At 43.9% G+C, this 20,940-nt stretch carries 21 protein-coding genes and 1 pseudogene; 3 read left to right on the forward strand and 19 right to left on the reverse strand.

The features are described 5' to 3' along the window. Window position 1: 1 nt before the first annotated feature. From K6V48_RS05890 to K6V48_RS05915, 6 genes are all read right to left on the reverse strand, one after another. Window positions 2-1,516 carry an ABC transporter permease/substrate-binding protein gene (locus K6V48_RS05890; protein WP_222368493.1) on the reverse strand — a complete coding sequence of 505 codons (1,515 nt, stop codon included), beginning with the start codon at window positions 1,514-1,516 and terminating at the stop codon, window positions 2-4. Beyond that, window positions 1,516-2,247 carry an ABC transporter ATP-binding protein gene (locus tag K6V48_RS05895; protein WP_222368495.1) on the reverse strand — a complete coding sequence of 244 codons (732 nt, stop codon included), beginning with the start codon at window positions 2,245-2,247 and terminating at the stop codon, window positions 1,516-1,518. Before K6V48_RS05895 ends, K6V48_RS05890 begins: the two co-directional genes overlap by 1 nt. After that, window positions 2,240-2,689: a MarR family winged helix-turn-helix transcriptional regulator gene (locus K6V48_RS05900; protein WP_222368496.1), complete on the reverse strand. Its 450-nt coding sequence runs from the start codon at window positions 2,687-2,689 to the stop codon at window positions 2,240-2,242. The genes K6V48_RS05895 and K6V48_RS05900 overlap by 8 nt, the downstream gene beginning before the upstream one ends. Then, window positions 2,664-3,653 (reverse strand): zinc-binding dehydrogenase, encoded by a 990-nt coding sequence (locus tag K6V48_RS05905; RefSeq protein ID WP_222368497.1) that lies wholly within the window; start codon window positions 3,651-3,653, stop codon window positions 2,664-2,666. The genes K6V48_RS05900 and K6V48_RS05905 overlap by 26 nt, the downstream gene beginning before the upstream one ends. 78 nt (window positions 3,654-3,731) lie before the next feature. Next, on the reverse strand, window positions 3,732-4,478 hold the full coding sequence (locus K6V48_RS05910; RefSeq protein WP_222368498.1) for a protein-ADP-ribose hydrolase: 747 nt from the start codon (window positions 4,476-4,478) through the stop codon (window positions 3,732-3,734). Further along, window positions 4,466-5,287, reverse strand: coding sequence for an SIR2 family NAD-dependent protein deacylase (locus K6V48_RS05915; protein ID WP_261311057.1), 822 nt, complete (start codon window positions 5,285-5,287; stop codon window positions 4,466-4,468). Before K6V48_RS05915 ends, K6V48_RS05910 begins: the two co-directional genes overlap by 13 nt. Before the next feature lie 182 nt (window positions 5,288-5,469). On the opposite strand from K6V48_RS05915, the gene K6V48_RS05920 reads away from it, so the two are divergent. Then, window positions 5,470-5,808 (forward strand): winged helix-turn-helix transcriptional regulator, encoded by a 339-nt coding sequence (locus K6V48_RS05920; protein WP_172066565.1) that lies wholly within the window; start codon window positions 5,470-5,472, stop codon window positions 5,806-5,808. Window positions 5,809-5,848: 40 nt separating this feature from the next. On the opposite strand, the gene K6V48_RS05925 is transcribed toward K6V48_RS05920, so the two are convergent. After that, window positions 5,849-6,592 (reverse strand): aspartate/glutamate racemase family protein, encoded by a 744-nt coding sequence (locus K6V48_RS05925; RefSeq protein WP_172071767.1) that lies wholly within the window; start codon window positions 6,590-6,592, stop codon window positions 5,849-5,851. 346 nt (window positions 6,593-6,938) lie between these two features. Next, window positions 6,939-8,246, reverse strand: coding sequence for a nucleobase:cation symporter-2 family protein (locus K6V48_RS05930; RefSeq protein ID WP_222368499.1), 1,308 nt, complete (start codon window positions 8,244-8,246; stop codon window positions 6,939-6,941). 211 nt (window positions 8,247-8,457) lie between these two features. Here K6V48_RS05930 and K6V48_RS05935 point away from each other — a divergent pair, with 211 nt between their 5' ends. Next, entirely contained in the window at window positions 8,458-9,039 is a 582-nt protein-coding gene (locus tag K6V48_RS05935; RefSeq protein WP_222368500.1) for a xanthine phosphoribosyltransferase, read from the forward strand. Window positions 9,040-9,079: 40 nt separating this feature from the next. Here K6V48_RS05935 and K6V48_RS05940 read toward each other — a convergent pair whose 3' ends face one another. From K6V48_RS05940 to K6V48_RS05950, 3 genes are read right to left on the reverse strand one after another with little or no spacing between them, the layout of a single operon-like run. Further along, the gene (locus K6V48_RS05940) at window positions 9,080-9,808 is read right to left on the reverse strand and encodes a pseudouridine synthase (protein ID WP_222368501.1); all 729 of its coding nucleotides are present in this window, start codon (window positions 9,806-9,808) and stop codon (window positions 9,080-9,082) included. Further along, window positions 9,799-10,449: a GNAT family N-acetyltransferase gene (locus K6V48_RS05945; RefSeq protein ID WP_222368502.1), complete on the reverse strand. Its 651-nt coding sequence runs from the start codon at window positions 10,447-10,449 to the stop codon at window positions 9,799-9,801. The genes K6V48_RS05940 and K6V48_RS05945 overlap by 10 nt, the downstream gene beginning before the upstream one ends. A 36-nt stretch (window positions 10,450-10,485) precedes the next feature. Then, complete coding sequence (locus tag K6V48_RS05950; protein ID WP_172089729.1) at window positions 10,486-11,646, reverse strand: MFS transporter; 1,161 nt, start codon at window positions 11,644-11,646, stop codon at window positions 10,486-10,488. 129 nt (window positions 11,647-11,775) lie between these two features. On the opposite strand from K6V48_RS05950, the gene def reads away from it, so the two are divergent. Then, entirely contained in the window at window positions 11,776-12,390 is a 615-nt protein-coding gene (def, locus tag K6V48_RS05955) for a peptide deformylase (protein ID WP_222368504.1), read from the forward strand. 298 nt (window positions 12,391-12,688) lie between these two features. Here the strand turns inward: def and K6V48_RS05960 are convergent, their stop codons facing one another. The 8 genes and pseudogenes from K6V48_RS05960 to K6V48_RS05995 form a co-directional block, all read right to left on the reverse strand. Continuing rightward, window positions 12,689-13,474 carry an L-threonylcarbamoyladenylate synthase gene (locus tag K6V48_RS05960; RefSeq protein ID WP_014638675.1) on the reverse strand — a complete coding sequence of 262 codons (786 nt, stop codon included), beginning with the start codon at window positions 13,472-13,474 and terminating at the stop codon, window positions 12,689-12,691. A gap of 62 nt (window positions 13,475-13,536) precedes the next feature. Further along, window positions 13,537-14,130, reverse strand: a complete 594-nt coding sequence (gene leuD / locus K6V48_RS05965) for a 3-isopropylmalate dehydratase small subunit (protein WP_015647424.1) — start codon at window positions 14,128-14,130, stop codon at window positions 13,537-13,539. Continuing rightward, window positions 14,130-15,509: a 3-isopropylmalate dehydratase large subunit gene (gene leuC, locus K6V48_RS05970; RefSeq protein ID WP_222368506.1), complete on the reverse strand. Its 1,380-nt coding sequence runs from the start codon at window positions 15,507-15,509 to the stop codon at window positions 14,130-14,132. The genes leuD and leuC overlap by 1 nt, the downstream gene beginning before the upstream one ends. Beyond that, entirely contained in the window at window positions 15,506-16,558 is a 1,053-nt protein-coding gene (gene leuB, locus K6V48_RS05975) for a 3-isopropylmalate dehydrogenase (protein WP_222368508.1), read from the reverse strand. Before leuB ends, leuC begins: the two co-directional genes overlap by 4 nt. An 8-nt stretch (window positions 16,559-16,566) precedes the next feature. Beyond that, window positions 16,567-18,129, reverse strand: coding sequence for a 2-isopropylmalate synthase (locus tag K6V48_RS05980; protein ID WP_174852559.1), 1,563 nt, complete (start codon window positions 18,127-18,129; stop codon window positions 16,567-16,569). Window positions 18,130-18,507: 378 nt separating this feature from the next. After that, a pseudogene (locus tag K6V48_RS05985) lies at window positions 18,508-18,639 on the reverse strand (GlsB/YeaQ/YmgE family stress response membrane protein); the annotation flags it as partial. Window positions 18,640-18,649: 10 nt separating this feature from the next. After that, entirely contained in the window at window positions 18,650-20,299 is a 1,650-nt protein-coding gene (locus K6V48_RS05990) for an AAA family ATPase (RefSeq protein WP_222368513.1), read from the reverse strand. Window positions 20,300-20,308: 9 nt separating this feature from the next. Beyond that, a complete protein-coding gene (locus K6V48_RS05995) occupies window positions 20,309-20,851 on the reverse strand; it encodes a hypothetical protein (protein ID WP_222368517.1) in 543 nt (180 codons plus the stop codon). Between the last annotated feature and the right edge of the window lie 89 nt (window positions 20,852-20,940).

The following is a 20,940-nucleotide window of genomic DNA, read 5'->3' on the forward strand; positions in this document are numbered from 1 at the left end:
CCTATTTTAGTAAATTTTCCTGCTCCAAGTATTCCCTCGCCACTTGCTCTGCCGACTTGCCTTCCACATCGACCGCATAGTTCATCTGGGTCATTTCCTCGGTCGAGATTTTCCCCGCCAAAGTCCCTAGGACTTGCTCCAACTCAGGGTATTTCTCAAGGGTTTCTTTGGTCAATAGCGGAGCGGCTTGATAGGGTGGGAAGAGCTGTTTGTCGTCTTCTAGGATTTTCAGCTTGTAAGTGACCACCTTGCTATCTGTCGAGAAGGCTTCGACAAGCTGCACATCTCCGTTTTTAATGGCTTCATAGCGAAGAGCAGGCTCCATGGTTTTGACATTGAGGTTTAGTCCATAAAGATTGGTCAATCCGACATTACCATCCTCACGGTCGTTAAACTCTAATGAGAAACCTGCAACAGCTGTCTGCTGCACTTTTGCCAAATCCGAAATCTTTTCAATCCCATTTTTTTGAGCATAGTCTTCCGTTACCGCCAAAGCATAGGTATTCTGGAAAGCCATTGGTGCTAAATACATCAGACCATCCTGTTCCAAAATCGCTTCTTTAGCGTAGGTATAAACCTCCTCAGGGTTATTGGACAGATTAGACGGTGGATTGGTCAAAAGGGTGGTCGTAATGGTACCAGTGTACTCTGGATAAATATCAATCGAGCCTGATTTGAGGGCTTCATAGAGGAAGCTGGTCTTGCCAAAGTTTGGCTTCAGCTCCACCTCGATATCCGTCTGGTCTTCAATCAAGAGTTTATACATATTGATGAGGATTTCAGGCTCTGCCCCCAATTTCCCAGCGATGACCAGCTTTTTCGATGACGACTGATTGAGTGGAACATAACTAGCTCCGACTGTCAAGAGTGTCACTAAAAGAGCCACCAAAATGGTCCGTGGCTTCTTGTCCTGCAAGAACTTGATAATCGAGCCGAAGAGAACTGCCAAGACAGCTGACGACACTGCTCCAATCAAAATCAGGGCTGAGTCATTTCGGTCAATTCCCAAGAGAATAAAAGAGCCAAGACCACCTGCACCGACCAAGGCAGCAAGTGTTGCCGTCCCGATAATCATAATGGAAGCCGTCCGAATACCAGACATAAGAATAGGCATAGCTAAGGCCAGCTCGAATTTACGCAGTTTTTCTAGCTTAGTCATCCCAAAGGCTGTCGCAGCTTCTTCCAGCGACGGATCGATTTCCGAAAGTCCAGTTAAAGTCCCTTGTAAAATAGGGAAAATTGCATAGATGACCAAGGCCACTACTGCAGGTAAAGTACCGATACCCATAAAGGGAATAAAAAGACCTAAAAGTGCTAAGGATGGAATGGTTTGGAAAACACCTGTCACCTGCAAGCTCCACTCGGTCAGCCTTTTCTTGTTGGACAAGATCAAGCCAAGTGGCACCGCAATAGCGATAGCGATGATCAAAGCCAAGAGGGAAATTCGCAGGTGCTCAAAGAGGGCTGTCAGCCAGTCTGCTTTGCGTTCGATAAAAGTTGCAATCAACTGATCCATTAGGCACCTCCCCTATTTTTCATAAATTCGATGACAAAGTCGTTGGCAGGCTGGTTACGAAGTTCATCAGGCGTACCCAATTGAACCACTTCTCCTGCCCTCATCAAGCAGATACGGTCTGCCAGCTTAACCGCCTCATCCATATCATGGGTAACGAAAACCGTTGTCATCTTGAATTCCTCGTGTAACTCCTTAATCAAGTCCTGCAACTGCCCCTTGCTAATTGGATCCAAGGCTGAGAAAGGTTCGTCCATCAGCAAGACCTTGGGATTGGCAATAATGGCCCGCAGAATCCCAATCCGCTGTTTTTCTCCCCCAGACAAGTCCTTGGGTAGACGCCCCAGATAACTATCTGGATCCAAGCCAACCTTAGTTAAAAGCTCTCTGGATTTTTTTAGAATATCTTGCTTGCTCATCCCCTTCATCTCAGGAATAAGAGCGATATTTTCAGCCACTGTCATATTTGGAAATAAAGCAATCTGTTGCAGAACATAGCCAGTTTCCAAGCGTAGTTCTCGTAGGTCAAAGTCTTTCAGCCGCTTGCCCTGAATCCGAATATCTCCATCTGTCTGCTCAATCAGGCGATTGATCAGTTTCAGCGTGGTTGTTTTTCCGCTACCGCTTGGTCCAATCAAAACAAAGAATTCTCCCTCTTGAATGTCAAAAGTCAAGTTCTTCAAGATTGGTTCGTTGACCTGATAGGTCAAGGACACATTTTGGTAATCAATCATTGGTTTCTCCTCCCAAAATTTCCGTCAAGGCATGCCCATAGCGACCAAAGAGGTCTAGTAACTGCTCCTGTTCTTCCAAGCTGAACTGGGACAGGGCTGTTTTTTCCGCCTCTTCCAAGGGGTCCAAAATCCGACTGGCATAGACACGGCCTTCCTCGGTCAATTTGAACTTCTTATACCGTTTGTCTGCTGGATTTTCCTCAAAAAAGACATAGCCCTTATCAAGAAATTTCTTAATGGTGGCATTGACCACCTGCTTACTAGAGTAAGTCCTCTTACTGACCAAATTCTGTGTCACACCTCCGGGATGATAATAAAGCCACATAAGGATCGATAGGCACTTGCCGTTTAGCCCCTGTCGCCGTGCATAACCCTCATAGAGCCCGACCTGCTGGTCAAAGATACGGGCCAAGGCCTTACTCCGCTGTCTCAATTCTGTCATCATCTTCCTCCCTATTCAGCACAATCACCTTGCCAAAAGCCTCCGCCCCTTCTAAATAGCGGTGAGCCTCCTGTATGGTATCCAAACTAAAAATCTTCTCCGGCCCAACTGGCACCTGATAATGAGCTAGGTAGTCAAACATCTCCTGCAACTTTTCCTGATTGACATTGCCCGAATAAAAAGTAGTCAAATAGACATTCTGCCGCAACTGCTCAATGGGATCAAAGTTCTCCAGATACCACTTGCCACCCAGCTGCCCAGTCGAGCAGATGATACCACCCTCCTCCAGATGAGCTAGTGAATCCGACAGGGTAGCAGGCCCGACCAATTCAAAAATTTTGGTAAAGGTCAGGTCCGTCTGCAAACGCCCCTCTTTTTCGAGGATGACTTGGCTAAAACCAGAGGCAAGCAGCTGATTGGTCTTTTCTAGCTTGCGGACAGAAGCGTAGGTTGGCAAATCTGGAAACTGGCTCCGCACCAATTTGACAAAGGCCTGTCCAACCCCGCTAGCCCCCGCACGCACCAAGATCCGATCTGACGCTTCCAGCTTGAGATTTTTCATGGAACCGTAGGCGGTATAGTAGGTTTCAGGGACACTAGCTAGCTCCGCCCAGCCCAAATCAGTCTGAACAGGGTAGAGGATTTGATTAGGCACCAGGGCGTACTCTGCATAGCCACCGTCAAAGGCTCGGCCCAGCTCACCCATGATGGATACAACCTTTTGCCCGACTGGTAACCTGTCTGGCTCTGTCGTTTCCTCAATCACGCCGACCAATTCAATCCCCAAAATCCGTGGAAACACTACACTTGGTGACAGACCCTGTCTAGTAAAAATCTCCGAATGATTGATACCAAAGCCTTTGATTTTTACCAAGGACCAGCCTGTTTTCACTTGCGGTTTGGCAATTTCTTTTACTTCCAAAACCTCTGGCCCACCAGCTTTTGAAACCACAACAGCTTTCATCTGCTCTCTCCTTTGTAATTAGTCAATCTTTTTTACTATTTTATCAGAAAAAGAAAGATAGTCAATTTTTTTGACTATTTATCTCTGCAGGAGTTCTTGATAGATTTCCCGGTCTAAATCCTTGAAAACATTGAAGACAACCCTAATATTCGGGTGTTTCTTGATAAAAGAGCGAACAGTTTTTACCGCAATCTCCGCGGCCAGCTGATTAGGGAAACGAAACTCGCCTGTGCTAATGCAACAAAAGGCAATACTGGTCAGCCCATTTTCCACAGCCACTTCCAAACTTTTTTGATAAGAGGAGGCAAGCAATGCCTCATCTTGAGGACTGACCTCCGCCTGAATAATCGGTCCAACCGTGTGAATGATATATTTAGCTGGCAGATTGTAGGCTGGTGTAATCTTGGCCTGACCTGTTGCTTCCAAGTGCCCTTGAGTCTTCATGAGCTGATAACAAGCCAACCGCAATTGAAGCCCCGCCTGTGAATGAATGGCATTGTCAATACAGTAGTGATGTGGGACAAAGCAACCCAAGAGCTGACTATTGGCCGCGTTGATAATCGCATCAACTACTAGGCTAGTAATGTCTCCCTGCCAGAGATAAATCTGCGGCTCCACTTCCTGTAAGTCGGAAAGACCTGTCACCCTTTTCTGAGCTAATGTTTCCTGTAAATAGGCATCTTGCAAGCTCCAAAACTCCGCCGGCATGACCTTGGGCTCCCAAAGGTTCATCAAGGCTCGCAAGGCCCATTCTTGTTCGTCCTCTGTCTGAGGAAAATCCAGATCAGGCGCCAGATAGTGAATCAATTTTTCTAGTTTTTCCATGCTCTTACCACCTCCTGCATATCTTGGTTGATGGTGATAATGCCCTCACGTTCTGGGTCTTCCAGATTGAGCCGAATCAGACTAGCAGCTGGCAGAGCCTCATTCAAACGTTCAAAGGGGAATTTAATAATAGTTGGCATATTGAAGCCCACACCCAGTTCCAAAAAGACAATTTTTCTCGCCGCATTTTCCTGTAAAAATGCAATGTAAGCTTCTTCTTGTCTGTACCAGCTAGCATCTTCGACAAAACGATTATCCACTCGCAAATGGCTCATCATATCTGCCCCGCATTTCGGACACTTGGGAATGTCCTCACTTCTGACCTCCAAGCCTTGACGGTTGGTAAGCATGATTTCCAAGGCTGTTTGGTTATTATAAACACCATCATGGCAAGGAACGGAGCATTGAAACTCTCCATAATTGCCCTGGACTTCAAAGAGTTTTTCTTTGTCAAACCCCGCCTTTTCAAACTGACTATCTACATTGGTGGTAATAACAAAATAATTTTTACCTGCCACCACCTCATACAAATCCTGATAGAGTGGCAAGCTGCCTGTCTGATAGCGATTGAGATAGAGGTGCTGGCTCCAGTAGCCCCACTTTTTCTCCTCAGTTGTAAAGGGATAAAATCCAGCGGAATACATATCTGTCAGCCCATAGGACTTGATAAAAGGTGCAAAATGTTCCTCAAATCGTTGGCCTGAGTAGGTCAAGCCCGCAGCACTGGACAGACCAGCGCCTGCTCCAATCACGATTACTTCTGCTTCTGCAAGCAATTTTTTGGCATGATCAATTTTTTGAATCACCATTTTAACTCCACCTTAAATAATATATTTTCCTTGCTTTTTTCAAGCTCTGCCATTATACTAACACTATCAGTATCTTTTAGAAAGTATACACCTTAAAGTAGGGTAGTTACCCAAAAGTAAGAAATGTATATTTCCAATGAGAAAGTGACCTAAGTTTTTTTGAAAAAATTTTGGAGGAAGCCATGACCAGTAAAAAATTACCTCAAGATTTGCCAGCCTGTCCAGTCGAAACGACCTTGCTCTTGATTGGTGGCAAGTGGAATATTCTCATCCTACGTGACCTGATGAATGATACCAAGCGCTTTGGGGAATTACAACGCTCCATTGGTTCCATCAGCCAGAAAGTCTTAACTAGTAACCTTCGTGACCTTGAAGCCAAGGGTATTGTGGACCGAAAGGTCTACCCCGAAGTTCCACCCCGTGTGGAATACTCTCTAACAGAACTCGGTCGTTCCTTGAAACCAATCCTCGACTCTATGTCAGACTGGGGAGAGTGGTACCATGACCAACAAGCTGAATAAGCAAGAACTCCGACTAGATGTTTCTAATCGGAGTTTTCTGTTACATATATCCATAAAATTCTCTACGAACGACCGCTGAATGGACCCAGTTAATCAAGGTAGTAAAATCAAAAACTGGTAGTCCTGTTTCTCTATGTAGAGCAGCAGCATAGGGAGGTAGGTCACTACATTCCAGCAAAATGGCACCAATTTCTGGGTGGTTGGCTTGCAAATCCTGAACGACTGCTACTAAGTCTGACTTCAAACGCCCATTGTCCAAAAATGGTTTGTTGTAACGAATTGGAGCGAAACTATCCAGACTACCTATCTCTTTGACAATACAGTCTGAAATGGAAGCGTTGGCTTTGGCGAAAAAGTCTGCACTCGCTCCCTCACCATCTGCTACTAGTACCGCAATTTTCTGATCTGGTTTGAGTCCCATTTTAATCAAGGGAATTTGAAGCACACTAGAAAGATAGACAGGAACTGCTACAGCATCTCGCACCTGCTCCTGAAAATGGTTAAAATAACCACAGGCGCCTACAATGGCTCGCACACCCTTTTTCTCTAACTTCTTAGCTGCCTCAATGACCTTTCCAAACAGTTTCTCCTCACCATTGAACAGATCCTCAATTTCTAAAACAATATCCTCATAGACAACTGGAAAAGAAAAAGTAGTCATGTTGGCTACATTACCCGGCAACTTGACATAGTTTAAATTGATAGTGATAATCCCAATCGAAAATCCTGCTACAGAGGCATTTTGTACCTGAAAGAACTGAGCCAATTGCCCAGCTTTGTTCAATACTTGCTCTAAAGTGTGTCATTTATACCTCTGTTCACCATTTACTACAGTATACCAAAACCAAATTCTCCCGGCCAATACCAATAAATTATGACTATCTATAAGAATGGGAGTGGGAAAGAACTCGACCATTCATAGAAGAGTTCGTCTTTCCACCCCCGCACAGCTCAAACTGTCTGGGAGACAGTTTGAGGTTGGAGATGAAGCGAACTCTGTTCGCATCAGTCGTAATGGTCAGATTTGGAGTGTAAAACACGAACAAATCTGCCAATCAACCACTGCGCTGAGATGTTGACACTAATTTTGTGAAGCGGTGCTGGGCTTTTTGCCCAGCCTCATCTGAATATTATTTTTCTTTTAAAACCATGTTCAAAATGAGTGCAGCTAAAGTACCTGTAGAAATTCCTGAGGATAAGACCATTTGTAACGCTGACGGAAGATGGCTCAACAATTCTGGACGTACCGTCACACCGATACCAAGCGCAAAGGCAATGGAAATAATCAAGAGCTCACGGTCACCAATTTTTACAGTTGCAAGCGTCTTAATCCCTTGAGCAGCAACCAAACCGAACATGATAATTCCAACACCACCAAGAACAGGCTGAGGCATGATGGAAATCAAGGCAGACAATTTTGGAAAGACACCAAGTAAAGCAAGAATAACACCCGCAATAATCATAACATGACGACTAGCAACTTTTGTTAAGGTAATGAGACCAACATTTTGTGAAAAGGCCGTATTTGGACCTGCACCAAAGATACCAGCAATCAAAGAACCAACACCGTCTGCCAGAACACCATTTGCTGCCCGCTCAGAAGAAATTTTTTGGTTAGATGCTTCTCCAATTGCCATCATAATCCCTACCGTACCAATCAAGGATACAACATAAGCAGGAATAAAGGCCAAAATCGAAGATAAGTCAAATTTTACACCGTAGTGGAAAATTTTAGGAAGAGCAAACCAGGCTGCCTCTCCAACAGCAGACATATCTACTTTTCCAAGCAAAATACAGAGGACATATCCAAAGACCATACCGAAGAAGACTGACGCTGTTTTCAGCATTCCTTTTCCATAATGATTCAATACCAGAGTAAAGACCAAGACGATAAAGGCAATACTGATATTTTCAACTGAAGCATAGTCTGAAGCGCCAGCTCCACCAGCTGCCCAGTCCATACTTACTGGCATGAGGGTAATACCGATGAGGGAAACAACGGTCCCTGTAATCAATGGTGGAAAGAAACGCATCAAGGGTTTCACAAAACGACTCAAAATGATTTCAACAAATGAACCCGCAATGGTTGCACCCACGATACCAGCAATTCCCAATTGGCTACCAACACTGATTGCTGGATTAGCAAAAGTAAAGTCCGTTCCCATCATACCAGAAACACGTGAACCTACAGGGCCAACACCTTTAGATTGCAAAATAGTTGCAATCCCAGCAACAAAGATTGAGGCCGATACCATAATAGAAGTATCTTCTACTGATAACCCCAAAGCACTTGCAACGACAAGAGGCACTGCGATGATTCCTGCAAAAGCTGCTAAAATATGCTGAAAAGCAAGCAACACAGCCATCCCTTTTGGTGGTTGTTCATCAATTCCATAGAGCATTTCTGATGAATGTTCATTTGTTGTTTTCTGAGACATTGTTTCTCCTTTTTGTTCCTAAATAATATTTTTTAGTCTAACAGAAAAATTCACTTATTTCAATACAATTGACGATGTTTTTTTGTTCCCGTTCGCCTTTTGGTCGTTTAGCCTGTTTTTTTACATGTTTTTATAACAATAATTCGTTTATTGTTTTGCTTATGATAAAAAAATGCTATAATACACCAAGGAATCATTTGGAGGAAGAATCATGAAAATTTTGGAAGAACGTATTTTAAAAGATGGTCAGGTGTTAGGAGAAAATATTTTAAAAGTTGATTCATTCCTGACCCATCAGGTTGATTTTAAATTGATGAAACAAATGGGACAAGTGTTAGCAGAAGCTTATCGGTCTAAGCAAATTACAAAAGTTGTCACTATTGAGGCATCCGGCATTGCTCCAGCTGTTTATGTCGCTGAAAGTTTAGATGTGCCAATGATTTTTGCTAAAAAACATAAAAATATTACGATGACAGAAGGAATCTTGACATCTGAAGTCTACTCCTTCACCAAGCAAGTAACCAGTACCGTTTCTATTGCTAGCAAGTTTTTGTCGCCGGAAGACCGGGTTCTAATCGTTGATGATTTTTTGGCCAATGGGCAAGCAGCAAAAGGCTTGATTGATATTATCCAACAGGCTGGTGCTCAGGTAATTGGCGTTGGTATCGTCATCGAGAAGTCCTTCCAAGACGGCCGCCAAGTCTTGATAGATGCAGGTGTCCCCGTTACTTCACTCGCTCGTATTGAAAAATTCCAAGATGGTCAGGTTGTTTTTGCACCTGCGGATATTTAAAAAGACTTGCTTCCAAAATCGGAAGCGAGTCTTTTATTACCTATAATTCCACACCAAACACTTCTAATTGCTTCAATTCGTCAGCTGTTAATCTACGGTATTTCCCAATCGCTAGTTTGGAGTCCAACCATAAGGGCCCCATTGATAACCGTTGCAAATCTGTCACCATCTTACCACAAGCCTGCACCATCCGTTTGACCTGGTGAAACTTTCCTTCTCGGATGGTAATGTCAACCAGTGAAGTCTCTTTGGCCTCATCTGTCGATAGGATAGTCAACTGGGCTGGCTGACAGGTAAAATCTTTTAGATCAATTCCTGCCGCAAATCGCTCGACATCCTCTTGGGTCATGATCCCGTCAATCTGTGCACGGTAGAGTTTATCAACATGTTTTTTAGGAGAGAGCATGGCATGGGCTAATTTGCCATTATTGGTCAAAAGGAGCAAGCCATGGGTATCGATGTCCAAGCGTCCAACTGGAAAAACTTCCTTATGTTGAGCTATTTCATCCAATAAATCTAAAACCGTCTGATGGTGGTCATCTTCAGTTGCTGAGATAACTCCTTTGGGTTTATTGAGAAGGTAATAAACAAATTGTTCATGATGGAGAATGTCGCCAGCTACTGCTACCTGATCTACCTGTTCATTTATTTGTTGTTTGGGAGACGTCTCTACTTGGCCATTGACTGTGACTTGCTTGTTTTTCAGGAGTTTCTTGACTTCTGTCCGACTACCAACACCACAGTCTACCAAAAATTTATCTAATCGCATGCTAATTTCTTTTCCATTCTGACACATTCATACTGGTTTCCACCACAAACTTGAATACTATGACCGTTTACAGAAAATCCAACTGCTCGAAAGAGAGCTTGAGCTCGTTGGTTCCATATGGCTACACTTAGGCTGAGTTGCATTGGATGATAATGTTCAACAATGTAGTCTTCAATCGTCTGATAGAAAGCTCTGCCATTTCCCTGTCCCATCAAAGACGGCTTCATCCCTAAGTGAAGGCTGAGTTCCTTATCAACTTTCTCCACTTGAAAGTAACCCATGAGGGCTGCATTGCGAATGACTGCAAAAAACCGGTCTCCACGCGCCTCTGGCGTTATGAACTGGGTATACGTTTCTGATTGAGAGCTCACTGAATAAAAATCATATGGCGACGGATACTGCCACTGGTTGGCAATTTCCAACGCCAAATCTTGCGGTAAAGACATTGCGTAAAAGTAATCCATCTTCCGAAAATTTTTAGCAAGATTTTTAATTCGTCGGTTCTGAGTAGCAACATCGTCTGTCTGATAGACATAGTCAGCATATCCCAATTGATAAGAAGGGATCATTTCATTAAAAATCAACTGGACATCTTCAGGGAAACGCAACATTAATTGATTGAGTCGATTGTTTTCTAACATAAGACCATTATACCAAAAGGAGCGGAAATCCACTCCCTATTTCTTTATTTGTTGATAGATTAAACCTGCGCTTATCAAAGCGCAACCGATAGCATAGATACCAAAGGCACCCGTTGGAGTTGGGTTGAGTTTTTCAAGATAGCTTGGTAGGATAGCAGATGTGGCCCCACCAATATTACAGCCCATCAAAACAATCGTCATTACTGTATTAAGAAGAGCTTTGGGTGCTCTGTCCGTTACTTGGCTGAAAACTATGGTCAGAACGATACTGTAGAAAAATCCTGATACCATACCGCCGAGGCCTAACACCCAAAGATTATCCGCAAAGGCAATGCCGATAACTGCGAGTCCAAAGATTACATAGGAAACTGCTAAAAGCCAGTCCTTCAAGCGGCCAACCAAGCTACTAAAAACCGTTCCTGCTACAATTCCCATTATTTGCATCAAACTGAGAATCAGACTAGCTTGCTGAGCTGTCCCAATTCCCTTCTCCAAAACAATCTGTGGAATCCGAATAGTCAAGAAAGTATTGACATTGATCACAAAGAAAGCCAAAAATGCGAGGTAGATTCCCATTTGCCACATTTTCTTATCCAGTTTGACCTTAGAACCACTATCATTTTTCAACTCGCTATGTGCCACAAACTCTTCTTGGGGGACAAACAATAAAAAGAGGGCTAAAACAACCAAAGCAAAGAGATAGACCATAAAGGCTGGTTGCCAGCCAAATTGAGTCAACCATCCCACCAATAGGGTCAAGCCTGCACTTCCCAACACTTCTGCCGAGCCACGCAAGCCCATCATCTGCACACGTTCTTGACCGGTGAAAAAATTACCAATAATGTTAATGGCCCGTGCATTTATCAGACCAATCCCTAATCCCAGCAAAATCCTAGCCAAGAAAATCATTGGGAAGGCCGACAAAAACATAGGCATGGAACCACCGATAGCAAGGAGTAACAACCCAAGAATGATAATATTCCGTTCAGAAATAAATCGAACAATCAGACCATTCATCAAGAGGGCTGCCATAATAGCAAATGAGGTAACTGTAATTAAGTTTTCTACTTGACTGGCCGCAATCCCTTCTTGGGCAAAATGGTCAATCATCTGTGGAATAGCAGGGGATACTGCAAATGTTGATACCAGCATAGTGGATAAGGCCAACAGGCTAGCTTTTTCTAAAATTCTTTTCATCATTCTCCCTTTCAACGTTCGTCTTTTACTAGTATAGCAGATTTGCTACAGAATAGATAGGCGAGTGAGGCTTTTATTCTCTCTCATTTCATGCTATACTTATTTTAATAATACCCAAAGGAGAGAAGTATGTCTGTAATTGAAAAACTTACAAAACCTGCCCATTTGATTGACATGGATGACATCATCCGTGAAGGGCATCCAACCCTACGCCAAGTTGCAGAGGAAGTCCAATTTCCACTTTCTGATCAAGAAGTGATTTTAGGTGAGAAAATGATGCAATTCCTCAAACATTCACAGGATCCTGTCATGGCTGAAAAAATGAAACTCCGTGGCGGAGTTGGTTTAGCCGCTCCGCAACTGGACATATCCAAACGCATCATCGCTGTTTTAGTTCCAAACCCTGAAGACGAGGAAGGAAACCCACCTGCCCAGGCCTACTCTCTACAAGAAGTATTGTACAATCCTAAAATCGTAGCCCATTCTGTCCAAGATGCAGCTCTTGAAGGCGGAGAGGGTTGCCTGTCTGTTGACCGCGAAGTCCAAGGCTACGTAGTCCGCCACGCGCGTGTAACTGTTGATTACATGGACAAAAACGGAGAAAAGCACCGCATCAAACTCAAGGGATATAATGCCATCGTGGTCCAACACGAAATCGACCACCTCAACGGTGTCATGTTCTACGACCGCATTGACCCGGAACACCCATTTGCCGTTAAAGAAGGCATGCTGGTGATTGAATAAACATAAGAAACTGACTGAAATATCGGTCAGTTTTTTCTGTTAGAAAAAACGACCCTTTCGGATCGTTCCTATTTATAGTTTATAATCTTCAGTTTGTTTTTAGTACTTGCTCTAACTGTCTGGGAGACAGTTAGAGGTTGGAAATGAAACGAACACTGTTCGTGTCAACGAGCTGCAGGCATAACTGGAGTTAGGCAAGGTGAGTTCAAATAATGATGAAATTATTTGAAGTTGGAAATAAGGAAACGGGGTTTCCTCGTTCGTCGACGTAATAAAAGATAAACTGAATGACTATATCTTAATAGTATTCCCCTTGTCTGTAGTCCCAAGAGTTGAAATGGTCAGACAAGTGCATCATGATTTTATCGATGTCCAGACCTTTACGGATGACAACTGGGCATGGGCTGATAGAACGGCTATCTGCACCTTGTTCTGGAATCAGTTTACCATCTTTGTCTACCATTGACACCATAACCCCTTGCTCATAGCGGGTTTCAATGGTCTTGTCTGGCTGGATAGATGCCACATAGTCATCCGCCTCGATAATCAAGTCTACTTTAGACGCGATACGCTCACCGATACCTTCTACCTTGCCACGATTTCCCTTACCTGACGGGTTAGCAGATGAAGCGTAGACCATACGACCTTCTTTTTCCCACATTTCCTTAGCAATCTGCTCGCCTGCCACCCCAAACTTGATAACAAAGCAAGAAGTACCGCGCACGTCGGTCATCAGCTCTTCACGACCATCGCCATAGGCTTGCAACTTAGCGTAAGCCTCTGGTTTCCACGGCAGGATACAACCCAACAAAATGTCCTCATCCCAATGTTTTTGGTAGAAGGCATCAATCTCAGGAGTTAACTGCGCCAACTCACGAAGCTCCTCCATGCTACCACAAAGGACCACGCCCGGCTTATTACGCTTGCGCTCTTTGGCATCAAACTTACGCTCCAAACCAGCCTTGTCGGCAGTCATGATGATGTAACCAACCTTCGTCGGGCAGACAATCACGCCCCCCTCACCCTTAATAATGTCAAAACCTTCTTGTGAAAGTGCGCCATCCCAGTGAATTTGTTTCGTCATAATAATTTCCTCTTTTCTTTTGTTTCATAGCAGAGCAACCTGCTAGTTTTCTAATATATATTTTATTCTTGCCAATAACTTGGCCGATTCCTCTCATACTCCTCAATCAAATCCTGATACTGAAGGGTAATCCCAATATCATCTAGACCGTTGAGTAATTTGTGTTTCCAATCTGCATCGATCTCAAAATCAAATTCTCCGACTGGAGAGATAATTTTTTGCTGGTAGAGATCGACAGTCACCTCATCAGTTGATGCCAGCGCAGCCAATTTCTCCCGAACCTCCCGGGGCTGAACGATTGGCAAGATGCCATTGTTGAGGTCATTGTTATAATGAATATCCCCGAAGGAGCCTGCAATGATAACCTTGAAACCGTAGTCAGCAAGGGCCCAAGCGGCGTGCTCCCTAGAGGAACCTGCCCCAAAGTTATCCCCTGTAATCAAGATCGTTGCCTGACGATATGGGGCCGTATTAAAGATAAAATCAGGGTCCTCAGTATACTTGTTATCCAAATAACGCCACTCATACATGAGGTACTTGCCAAAACCCTTCTTGTCAATCAGCTTGAGAAACTGCTTGGGTAAAATCTGATCGGTATCAATGTTGTCATTCATGAGTGGAACGGTCGTCCCAGAGTAGATTGTAAACTTTTCCATCAGACCACCTCCAATTCACGAACATCTACAAAGCGTCCTGCAATAGCTGCCGCTGCTGCCATGGCTGGACTGCAAAGGTGGGTTCGCGATCCAACACCCTGTCGATCCTCAAAGTTTCTGTTACTGGTTGATGCGCAGTGGACACCTGTCGGCACCTTGTCTGGGTTCATCCCCAGACACATGGAGCAACCCGGATCCCGCCATTCAAAGCCAGCTTCCAAGAAAATCTTGTCTAAACCAAGTGCTTCTGCAGCTGACTTAACCGGTCTCGAACCCGGAACCACAATTGCAGTCACATGATCTGCCACACGTTTGCCTTCGACAATCTTTGCGGCCACCTGCAAGTCAGAAAGACGGGCATTGGTACAGGACCCCAAGAAAACATAGCCAATTTCAATGTCCTTTGGACTTTGTCCAGGCTGTAAGTTCATGTACTTATACGCTCGTTCATCATTCATATCGCGAACTTCAGGAAAGGTCTCATCAAACGAGACTCCCATGGAAGGATTTGTTCCCCATGTTACCATCGGTGCTAGATTAGAAACATCCATCTCGATGACCTTGTCATAAACTGCATCCGGGTCGGATACCAAGGTTTTCCAATCAGCCACCGCCGCCTCAAAGTCTTTGGGGCGTTTTTCCTTGTCTGCTAGATAATCAAAAGTGGTTTGATCAGGGTTCATAATCCCCATCTTGGATCCGAACTCGATGGACATGTTACAAATCGTCATCCGTTCTTCCATGGTCAGAGCATCAATAGCCTCACCCACATACTCGACTACATAGCCAACCCCTAGTGCCACACCATACTTAGCAATCAATGCTAAGACATAATCCTTGGAGTATATCCCCTTTTTCGGCTTACCTGTAAACCGTACTAAGAGCTTTTTGGGTTTGACTTGCCACAACGTTTGAGTCGCAAAGACATGCTCTACTTCTGTTGTCCCAATCCCAAAGGCAATGGCGCCAAATGCTCCGTGGGTTGCCGTATGGCTATCTCCACAGACGATGAATTTCCCCGGCTGGGTCAAGCCAGTCTCTGGTCCCACCATGTGGACAATGCCTTGGTTGGCAGATCCATGTGGCGCATGTGGAATGCCGAATTCCACCACATTGCGAGCTAAGGCATCCATCTGAGCCTTGGAAATGACATCACGAATATCATAAATATTAACCGTTGGAACATTATGGTCAAATGTACCAAAGGTCAATTCTGGCCGACGGACTTGACGTCCAGCCTCTCGCAGACCATCAAAGGCTTGGGGACTAGTCACCTCATGGATATAGTGCTGGTCCACATAAAGGAGTTGAGGCTGACCTTCTTGCCCTGTAATCACATGGCGATTCCAGAGCTTATCGAAAATGGATTTTCCACTCATGGCGATCTCCTTTCAATCTGGGCAATAATAGCCTCCGTCATTTCTTTGGTAGTGGCGCTACCACCTAGATCTTTAGTGAAAATGCCCTGTGCAAAGACCGCTTCGACAGCTTGGCGAATGGTCTGACCTGCTTGGAGCAAATCAAAACTTTCTTCCAGCATCATGGCAACAGATAGAATCATACTGACCGGATTGGCAATGCCCTGACCTGCAATATCTGGTGCCGAACCGTGAATAGGTTCATAAAGACTAGGACCTGCCACCGCATGACTAGCAGAAGGCAGAACTCCTAACGTTCCTGTTAGTACGCTGGCCTCATCCGATAAGATATCCCCGAAAAGATTTTCCGTCACCAAGACATCAAATCGACTAGGATTGGTAATCAAGAGCATGGCTGCACTATCCACCAACTGGTGCTCCAAGACCACATCTGGGTAGTCCTTAGCCACCTCATCCACTACCTTCCGCCACAATTTTGACGTCGCCAGTACATTTTGTTTATCAATGCTAGTAACTTTTTTTCGTCTTTTTTGGGCTAGGTCAAAGGCAGAGCGGACAACTCGTTCAATCTCTTCTGCCTGATAGGTATTACTATCGCTGGCTTGGTCAGTTTCCAGAATATGCTCTCCAAAATAAATTCCGCCTGTCAACTCCCGTACCATGACCAAATCCACACCGTCCAGCCGGTCGGCTTTCAGAGGAGAATAGTCTTTCAGGCTATCAAAAATTTTCACCGGACGGATATTGGCAAAGAGACCCAATTCCTTCCGAAGTTGAAGCAGACCTTGTTCTGGTCGAACAGCTGCATCATCATATTGAGGGCTACCGATAGCTGCTAACAAAATCGCATCCGCCTGACGGCAGGCTTGTAAGGTAGCATCTGGTAGAGGATGGCCAGCCGCATCAATCCCAGCGCCACCAAAAGCTCTCTCCTCAATCTCATAAGCAAATCCTACTTGCCCAGCAACAGCCTCGAGGACTGCTAGGCCAGCCTCCATGATTTCAGGACCGATGCCATCACCAGCCAAGGCTACAATTTTTTTCGTCATACTTCCTCCTAGATGTGGGGCATATCCTTCTCAGATAGCTTTTTATCCATTTGACCACTATTTTCTTTTTGCACCATGACATTAGCATGGATATAGGCAATAGCAGAAGCCTTCACCACGTCAAAGTCAATACCAGAGGCGTTGAAGACTGTCTCCGTTGCCTTGTTTTCTACGGCGACAAGCACACGAGCCTGGGCATCAATTCCATCTGTAATGGCGTCAATGTGGTAGCGTTCTAAGCTGATTTCCTGCTGGAAGAATTGGTCAATGGCATTAAAGACAGCCTCAACCGAACCCTTGCCTGACTCTACAACAACCACTTCTTCCTCATCCTGATTGATGAAGGTAACTTGAGCCTGAATACTTCCGTCAGACTGACTATCCAAACGCAAATCTTTAAATTGAAAGCCATCACGATTGCTGATTTCTGTACCAGCTACCAAGGCACGAATATCTGCATCTGTGATTTTTTCTTTCTTGTCTGCCAGGTTTTTGAAACGTGCAAACAAGCTAGCAACGTCTCCTTCTTCGAAATACAAGTCTAATTCTTTTAGTTTTTCTACAAAGGCATGGCGACCAGAAAGTTTACCCAGTGGCAGAGAATTTTTCTTGACCCCTACCAACTCAGGTGTAATGATTTCATAAGTCAATGGATTTTTCAAGACACCATCTTGGTGGATACCTGACTCGTGAGAGAAGGCATTGCCACCAACCACCGCCTTATTGCGTGGAATGGCAATCCCAGAAAATCGAGATACTAATTCCGAAGTATTGAGCGTTTCCTTAAGAACAATCGGACTGGTCACATCATAGAAATCTTTCCGAATTTCAAGGGCAACAGCTACTTCTTCAAGGGCCGCATTTCCTGCTCGCTCACCGATACCGTTGATTGTCCCCTCAACACGACCGGCACCGTTTTTAATAGCTGAAAGGGTATTGGCAACAGCCATACCTAGGTCATTGTGGCAATGCGGACTGAAAATAATCTCACGGTCCGATTTGACGTTTGTTGTCAAGTAACGGAAAATTTCTCCGTAGTGCTGAGGTGTCGTAAAGCCGACTGTATCTGGAATGTTGATGTAGGTCGCACCAGCATCTACCGCTGTCTGTACAACTTCTAGCAAATAATCCAACTCCGTCCGTGTCGCATCCTCTGGTGAGAACTCCACTACCTCAAAACGCTCGCGTGCATAGCCGACATGTTCAGTGATTTGTGCCAAAATTTCTTCTTTGGACTTTTGAAGTTTAAATTCACGGTGAATGGGGCTGGTCGCAATGAAAACATGAATCTGCGGATACTTGGCATCTTTCAGAGCCTCATAACAAGCATCAATGTCTGATTTGACCGACCGAGCCAAACCTGTCACAGCCGTCTTGGTCATAGCCGCCGCAATCTGACGAACCGCTTCAAAAGAATCAGGACTGGCCGCTGGGAAACCCGCTTCAATGGCAGAAATTCCCCATTTCTCCAACTGCTTGGCAATAGTCACTTTTTCCTTGATTGAAAAATTCACACCCGGCGTCTGTTCACCATCCCGTAAAGTCGTATCTAAAAATTCAATCACACGCATAAGAATACCTTTCTAAATAACCCTAACGTAAATATTTGGTTCTCTTTCTTAGTTTTCTAAGCAAACCAAATAAAAGAAAACACCTCGAGGATTACTACCCGCGAGATGTTGTCAACAGCGCCCGCCTGGTAAGCCAAACAGGACTAATGCATTCTTTCAGCACTAGCCCGACCGTCGCAACAACAAAGTAAAGAATTTTGTAGTGACAGTGTTCATTTGACTTTTCCTCTCTGTGTTCTAATTGTTTACTATGATACCTCACTTATTTTCACTTGTCAACAGAAAAATGGAAATTTTCTGAAAAATCCGAACAATACGGCAATTCACGCAAATTCACATAATAAAGCCAAGCTCTTTTTCAAAGCTCGGCTTTATTTATTAACTCCGTCTGGAACTGCTAAAAATGGCCACTAGCAATACTGCTCCAAAGACTGACGGTACCTGAGCCATACCAGCAAATTGTGTCCCCCAATTACCAAAGAGCAATTGTCCAACCCATGAATCTACAAGTTCAGGTTCTCTATAAGTCAGCAACATCAAATCCTAGCAACTTATCGATGTCTGCCTTGGTAATTTCTGTCACATCCACATTCATATCCATCATGACACGCAAGGCATTGTTCATGGTTAATTGCTCATTGAATCCACGAACGTAACGGGCGTTGCTCTTGTCTGTGTCATGCTGATATTTATAGGAAAGGGCTTTTCGATAGAATTCTTCATCAACGTGATACTGATCCTTAGCCAAACTTTGTAGACCCAAGTCAGCTAATTCTTCCACACTATAATCTTCAAAGAAAAATTCATGTGAAATACGCGAGGCAATACCTGGGTTGATTTTCAAAAAGTTCCGCATCTGTTGTGTATAACCTGCAAAGATAATCATAATATCATCACGATGATCCTCCATGTACTTCATGATGGTTTCAACAGCTTCCTTACCGAAATCATTAGATGACTCATTGTAAAGGGTATAGGCTTCATCAACAAATAAGATTCCACCCGTTGTCTTTTCCAAGATTTCTCTTGTTTTGATTGCAGTCTGACCTACATAACCACCAACCAAGTCTTCTCGACCAACCTCGATAAAGGTATCTGTCGCAATGACGCCTGCTTGGTACATGGCCTTTCCAAGCAACCGAGCAACCGTTGTCTTCCCTGTACCAGGGTTCCCCAAGAACATAGAGTGGAAACTAATGTTTTGAGTCGGCAAGCCCTTCATGGCACGGATTTTATTGACCTGGGCGACAGCCATAAAGGAAGTAACTTTTTCTTTCACCTGGGCTAATCCAGTCAATTGATTGATTTCATCCATGGGATTACTGGATGCTGCCTGCTTGAGAAGTTGGAAGGTAACCTGTGGAAATCTCGCTTCAATGTAAGCATCCGCTGTATGATGAATGGTGAACTGTTGGCTGGGTTGCAAGGCTAAATCCTGAATCACTACCTGGCTACTATAAATTTTCCCAGATAAATGTCCTTCAACATCGGATGCTATCTTTTCAATCATTAATTGACTTTGGTCATTGGCATGAAGTCCAACATATTTTGAATCTTTTTGTCGTAAGGTCAAAGTACCAAAGGATTTCATAGTAGACTGATGGGTGATCGACAACGTATTATCAATGATGACATCTCTCATTTCCACAGTAGAGCGATTGGAAGCCGCCAAAGCACTAACCTGACAATTCATCAATTCCAATCGGGCATCATCTTTCAAAACTATAGAGTTTTTAAAATAATCATCCCTTACCATAGAATCTTTGATAATCAATTGCCCACTTGTATTATGAATAATAGGATAGTAGGTGCCATTTGGATAATCAGGATAGTCCTGCTCTAATTCTGTCCGAAAGACCTGACAGCGATCAAGTGTGATAGAGCCACCTTCCTTGACATTCAGTAAATTATTTCGAAAGTCTCCCTGAATAACCAAGTTTCTAAAGATAAGTGAAATATTAGGTTTTGTTTTAAAACCAGCCTTGATAACAACTGACCCCAACTGACCATCTTGCGCAACAAACTCAAAATTACTACCGAAAGTATAGAAGCTGCTCAGGTCATAAAAACCTGGTTCCAACAGGATAATCGTATCTCCCTTATTGGACATAATGGCATCAGCAAGGCTGACGCAGCCACGACTGTTTCCAACACGAACAAAATTTTTCATACCATCACCCTACTTTTTAAAGACATTTATCCGCAAATGGAGGTAGAGAAAACCGATAAGGGCTAATGCTGGTGAGAGCCCCCATACAAATAAATAGGTACCAATTTTTATCATCAACATTATAGGTAGGCTGGTAACATAAAATAGATTGCTCCCTTCAAAGAAGAAGTCCATGATAGACAACCATACGAAACGAGCCCATGGATTCAACAGTGTACAAAGAACAATGTAAAAGAAAGACATATTCTTATGAGCATCTGTCATATATAAAAACATTACGAACAAAATAGTAATCACATACTGTCTGAACAACCACTTCTTGTCCAAGGCTGAAAGAACATTTGCCATGGAGGTGGGGATTTTGACATTTTTGACTTTTCCAATCGCGTCACTCGCCTTTTGGAAGGTTGCGCTCGCCACTCCATCACCTGCTCCTGAGCTTGCTTCTTCGACTATAAATTCGCCATTATTCTTTGCATCCATAAACTCTTGCGGTGATGGTTCCCGACCATTGACCGCTCGAAAGTAATCCAACCAATCCTGTTTATTCATTCCTTCTCTCCTTTTTCTCTCATACATAAGAGTTAATCTGGCTACTATCTTACTAGCACTTTTTTACCAACAAGATAAGGAGCCATCTA

This window comes from Streptococcus suis (assembly GCF_019794555.1).
Lineage (GTDB): Bacteria > Bacillota > Bacilli > Lactobacillales > Streptococcaceae > Streptococcus > Streptococcus suis_AB.

Excerpts from the sequence above, each read along its gene's own strand:
- leuD (WP_015647424.1), bottom strand. The coding sequence starts at position 14,130 with ATGGAAAAGTTTACAATCTACTCTGGGACGACCGTTCCACTCATGAAT.
- K6V48_RS05920 (WP_172066565.1), top strand. The coding sequence starts at position 5,470 with ATGACCAGTAAAAAATTACCTCAAGATTTGCCAGCCTGTCCAGTCGAA.
- K6V48_RS05910 (WP_222368498.1), bottom strand. The coding sequence starts at position 4,478 with ATGGAAAAACTAGAAAAATTGATTCACTATCTGGCGCCTGATCTGGAT.
- K6V48_RS05895 (WP_222368495.1), bottom strand. The coding sequence starts at position 2,247 with ATGATTGATTACCAAAATGTGTCCTTGACCTATCAGGTCAACGAACCA.
- def (WP_222368504.1), top strand. The coding sequence starts at position 11,776 with ATGTCTGTAATTGAAAAACTTACAAAACCTGCCCATTTGATTGACATG.
- K6V48_RS05915 (WP_261311057.1), bottom strand. The coding sequence starts at position 5,287 with ATGGTGATTCAAAAAATTGATCATGCCAAAAAATTGCTTGCAGAAGCA.
- leuB (WP_222368508.1), bottom strand. The coding sequence starts at position 16,558 with ATGACGAAAAAAATTGTAGCCTTGGCTGGTGATGGCATCGGTCCTGAA.
- K6V48_RS05890 (WP_222368493.1), bottom strand. The coding sequence starts at position 1,516 with ATGGATCAGTTGATTGCAACTTTTATCGAACGCAAAGCAGACTGGCTG.
- K6V48_RS05905 (WP_222368497.1), bottom strand. The coding sequence starts at position 3,653 with ATGAAAGCTGTTGTGGTTTCAAAAGCTGGTGGGCCAGAGGTTTTGGAA.
- K6V48_RS05950 (WP_172089729.1), bottom strand. The coding sequence starts at position 11,646 with ATGAAAAGAATTTTAGAAAAAGCTAGCCTGTTGGCCTTATCCACTATG.
- K6V48_RS05935 (WP_222368500.1), top strand. The coding sequence starts at position 8,458 with ATGAAAATTTTGGAAGAACGTATTTTAAAAGATGGTCAGGTGTTAGGA.
- K6V48_RS05995 (WP_222368517.1), bottom strand. The coding sequence starts at position 20,851 with ATGAATAAACAGGATTGGTTGGATTACTTTCGAGCGGTCAATGGTCGG.
- K6V48_RS05990 (WP_222368513.1), bottom strand. The coding sequence starts at position 20,299 with ATGAAAAATTTTGTTCGTGTTGGAAACAGTCGTGGCTGCGTCAGCCTT.
- K6V48_RS05980 (WP_174852559.1), bottom strand. The coding sequence starts at position 18,129 with ATGCGTGTGATTGAATTTTTAGATACGACTTTACGGGATGGTGAACAG.
- K6V48_RS05900 (WP_222368496.1), bottom strand. The coding sequence starts at position 2,689 with ATGACAGAATTGAGACAGCGGAGTAAGGCCTTGGCCCGTATCTTTGAC.
- K6V48_RS05945 (WP_222368502.1), bottom strand. The coding sequence starts at position 10,449 with ATGTTAGAAAACAATCGACTCAATCAATTAATGTTGCGTTTCCCTGAA.
- K6V48_RS05930 (WP_222368499.1), bottom strand. The coding sequence starts at position 8,246 with ATGTCTCAGAAAACAACAAATGAACATTCATCAGAAATGCTCTATGGA.
- K6V48_RS05940 (WP_222368501.1), bottom strand. The coding sequence starts at position 9,808 with ATGCGATTAGATAAATTTTTGGTAGACTGTGGTGTTGGTAGTCGGACA.
- K6V48_RS05960 (WP_014638675.1), bottom strand. The coding sequence starts at position 13,474 with ATGACGAAACAAATTCACTGGGATGGCGCACTTTCACAAGAAGGTTTT.
- leuC (WP_222368506.1), bottom strand. The coding sequence starts at position 15,509 with ATGAGTGGAAAATCCATTTTCGATAAGCTCTGGAATCGCCATGTGATT.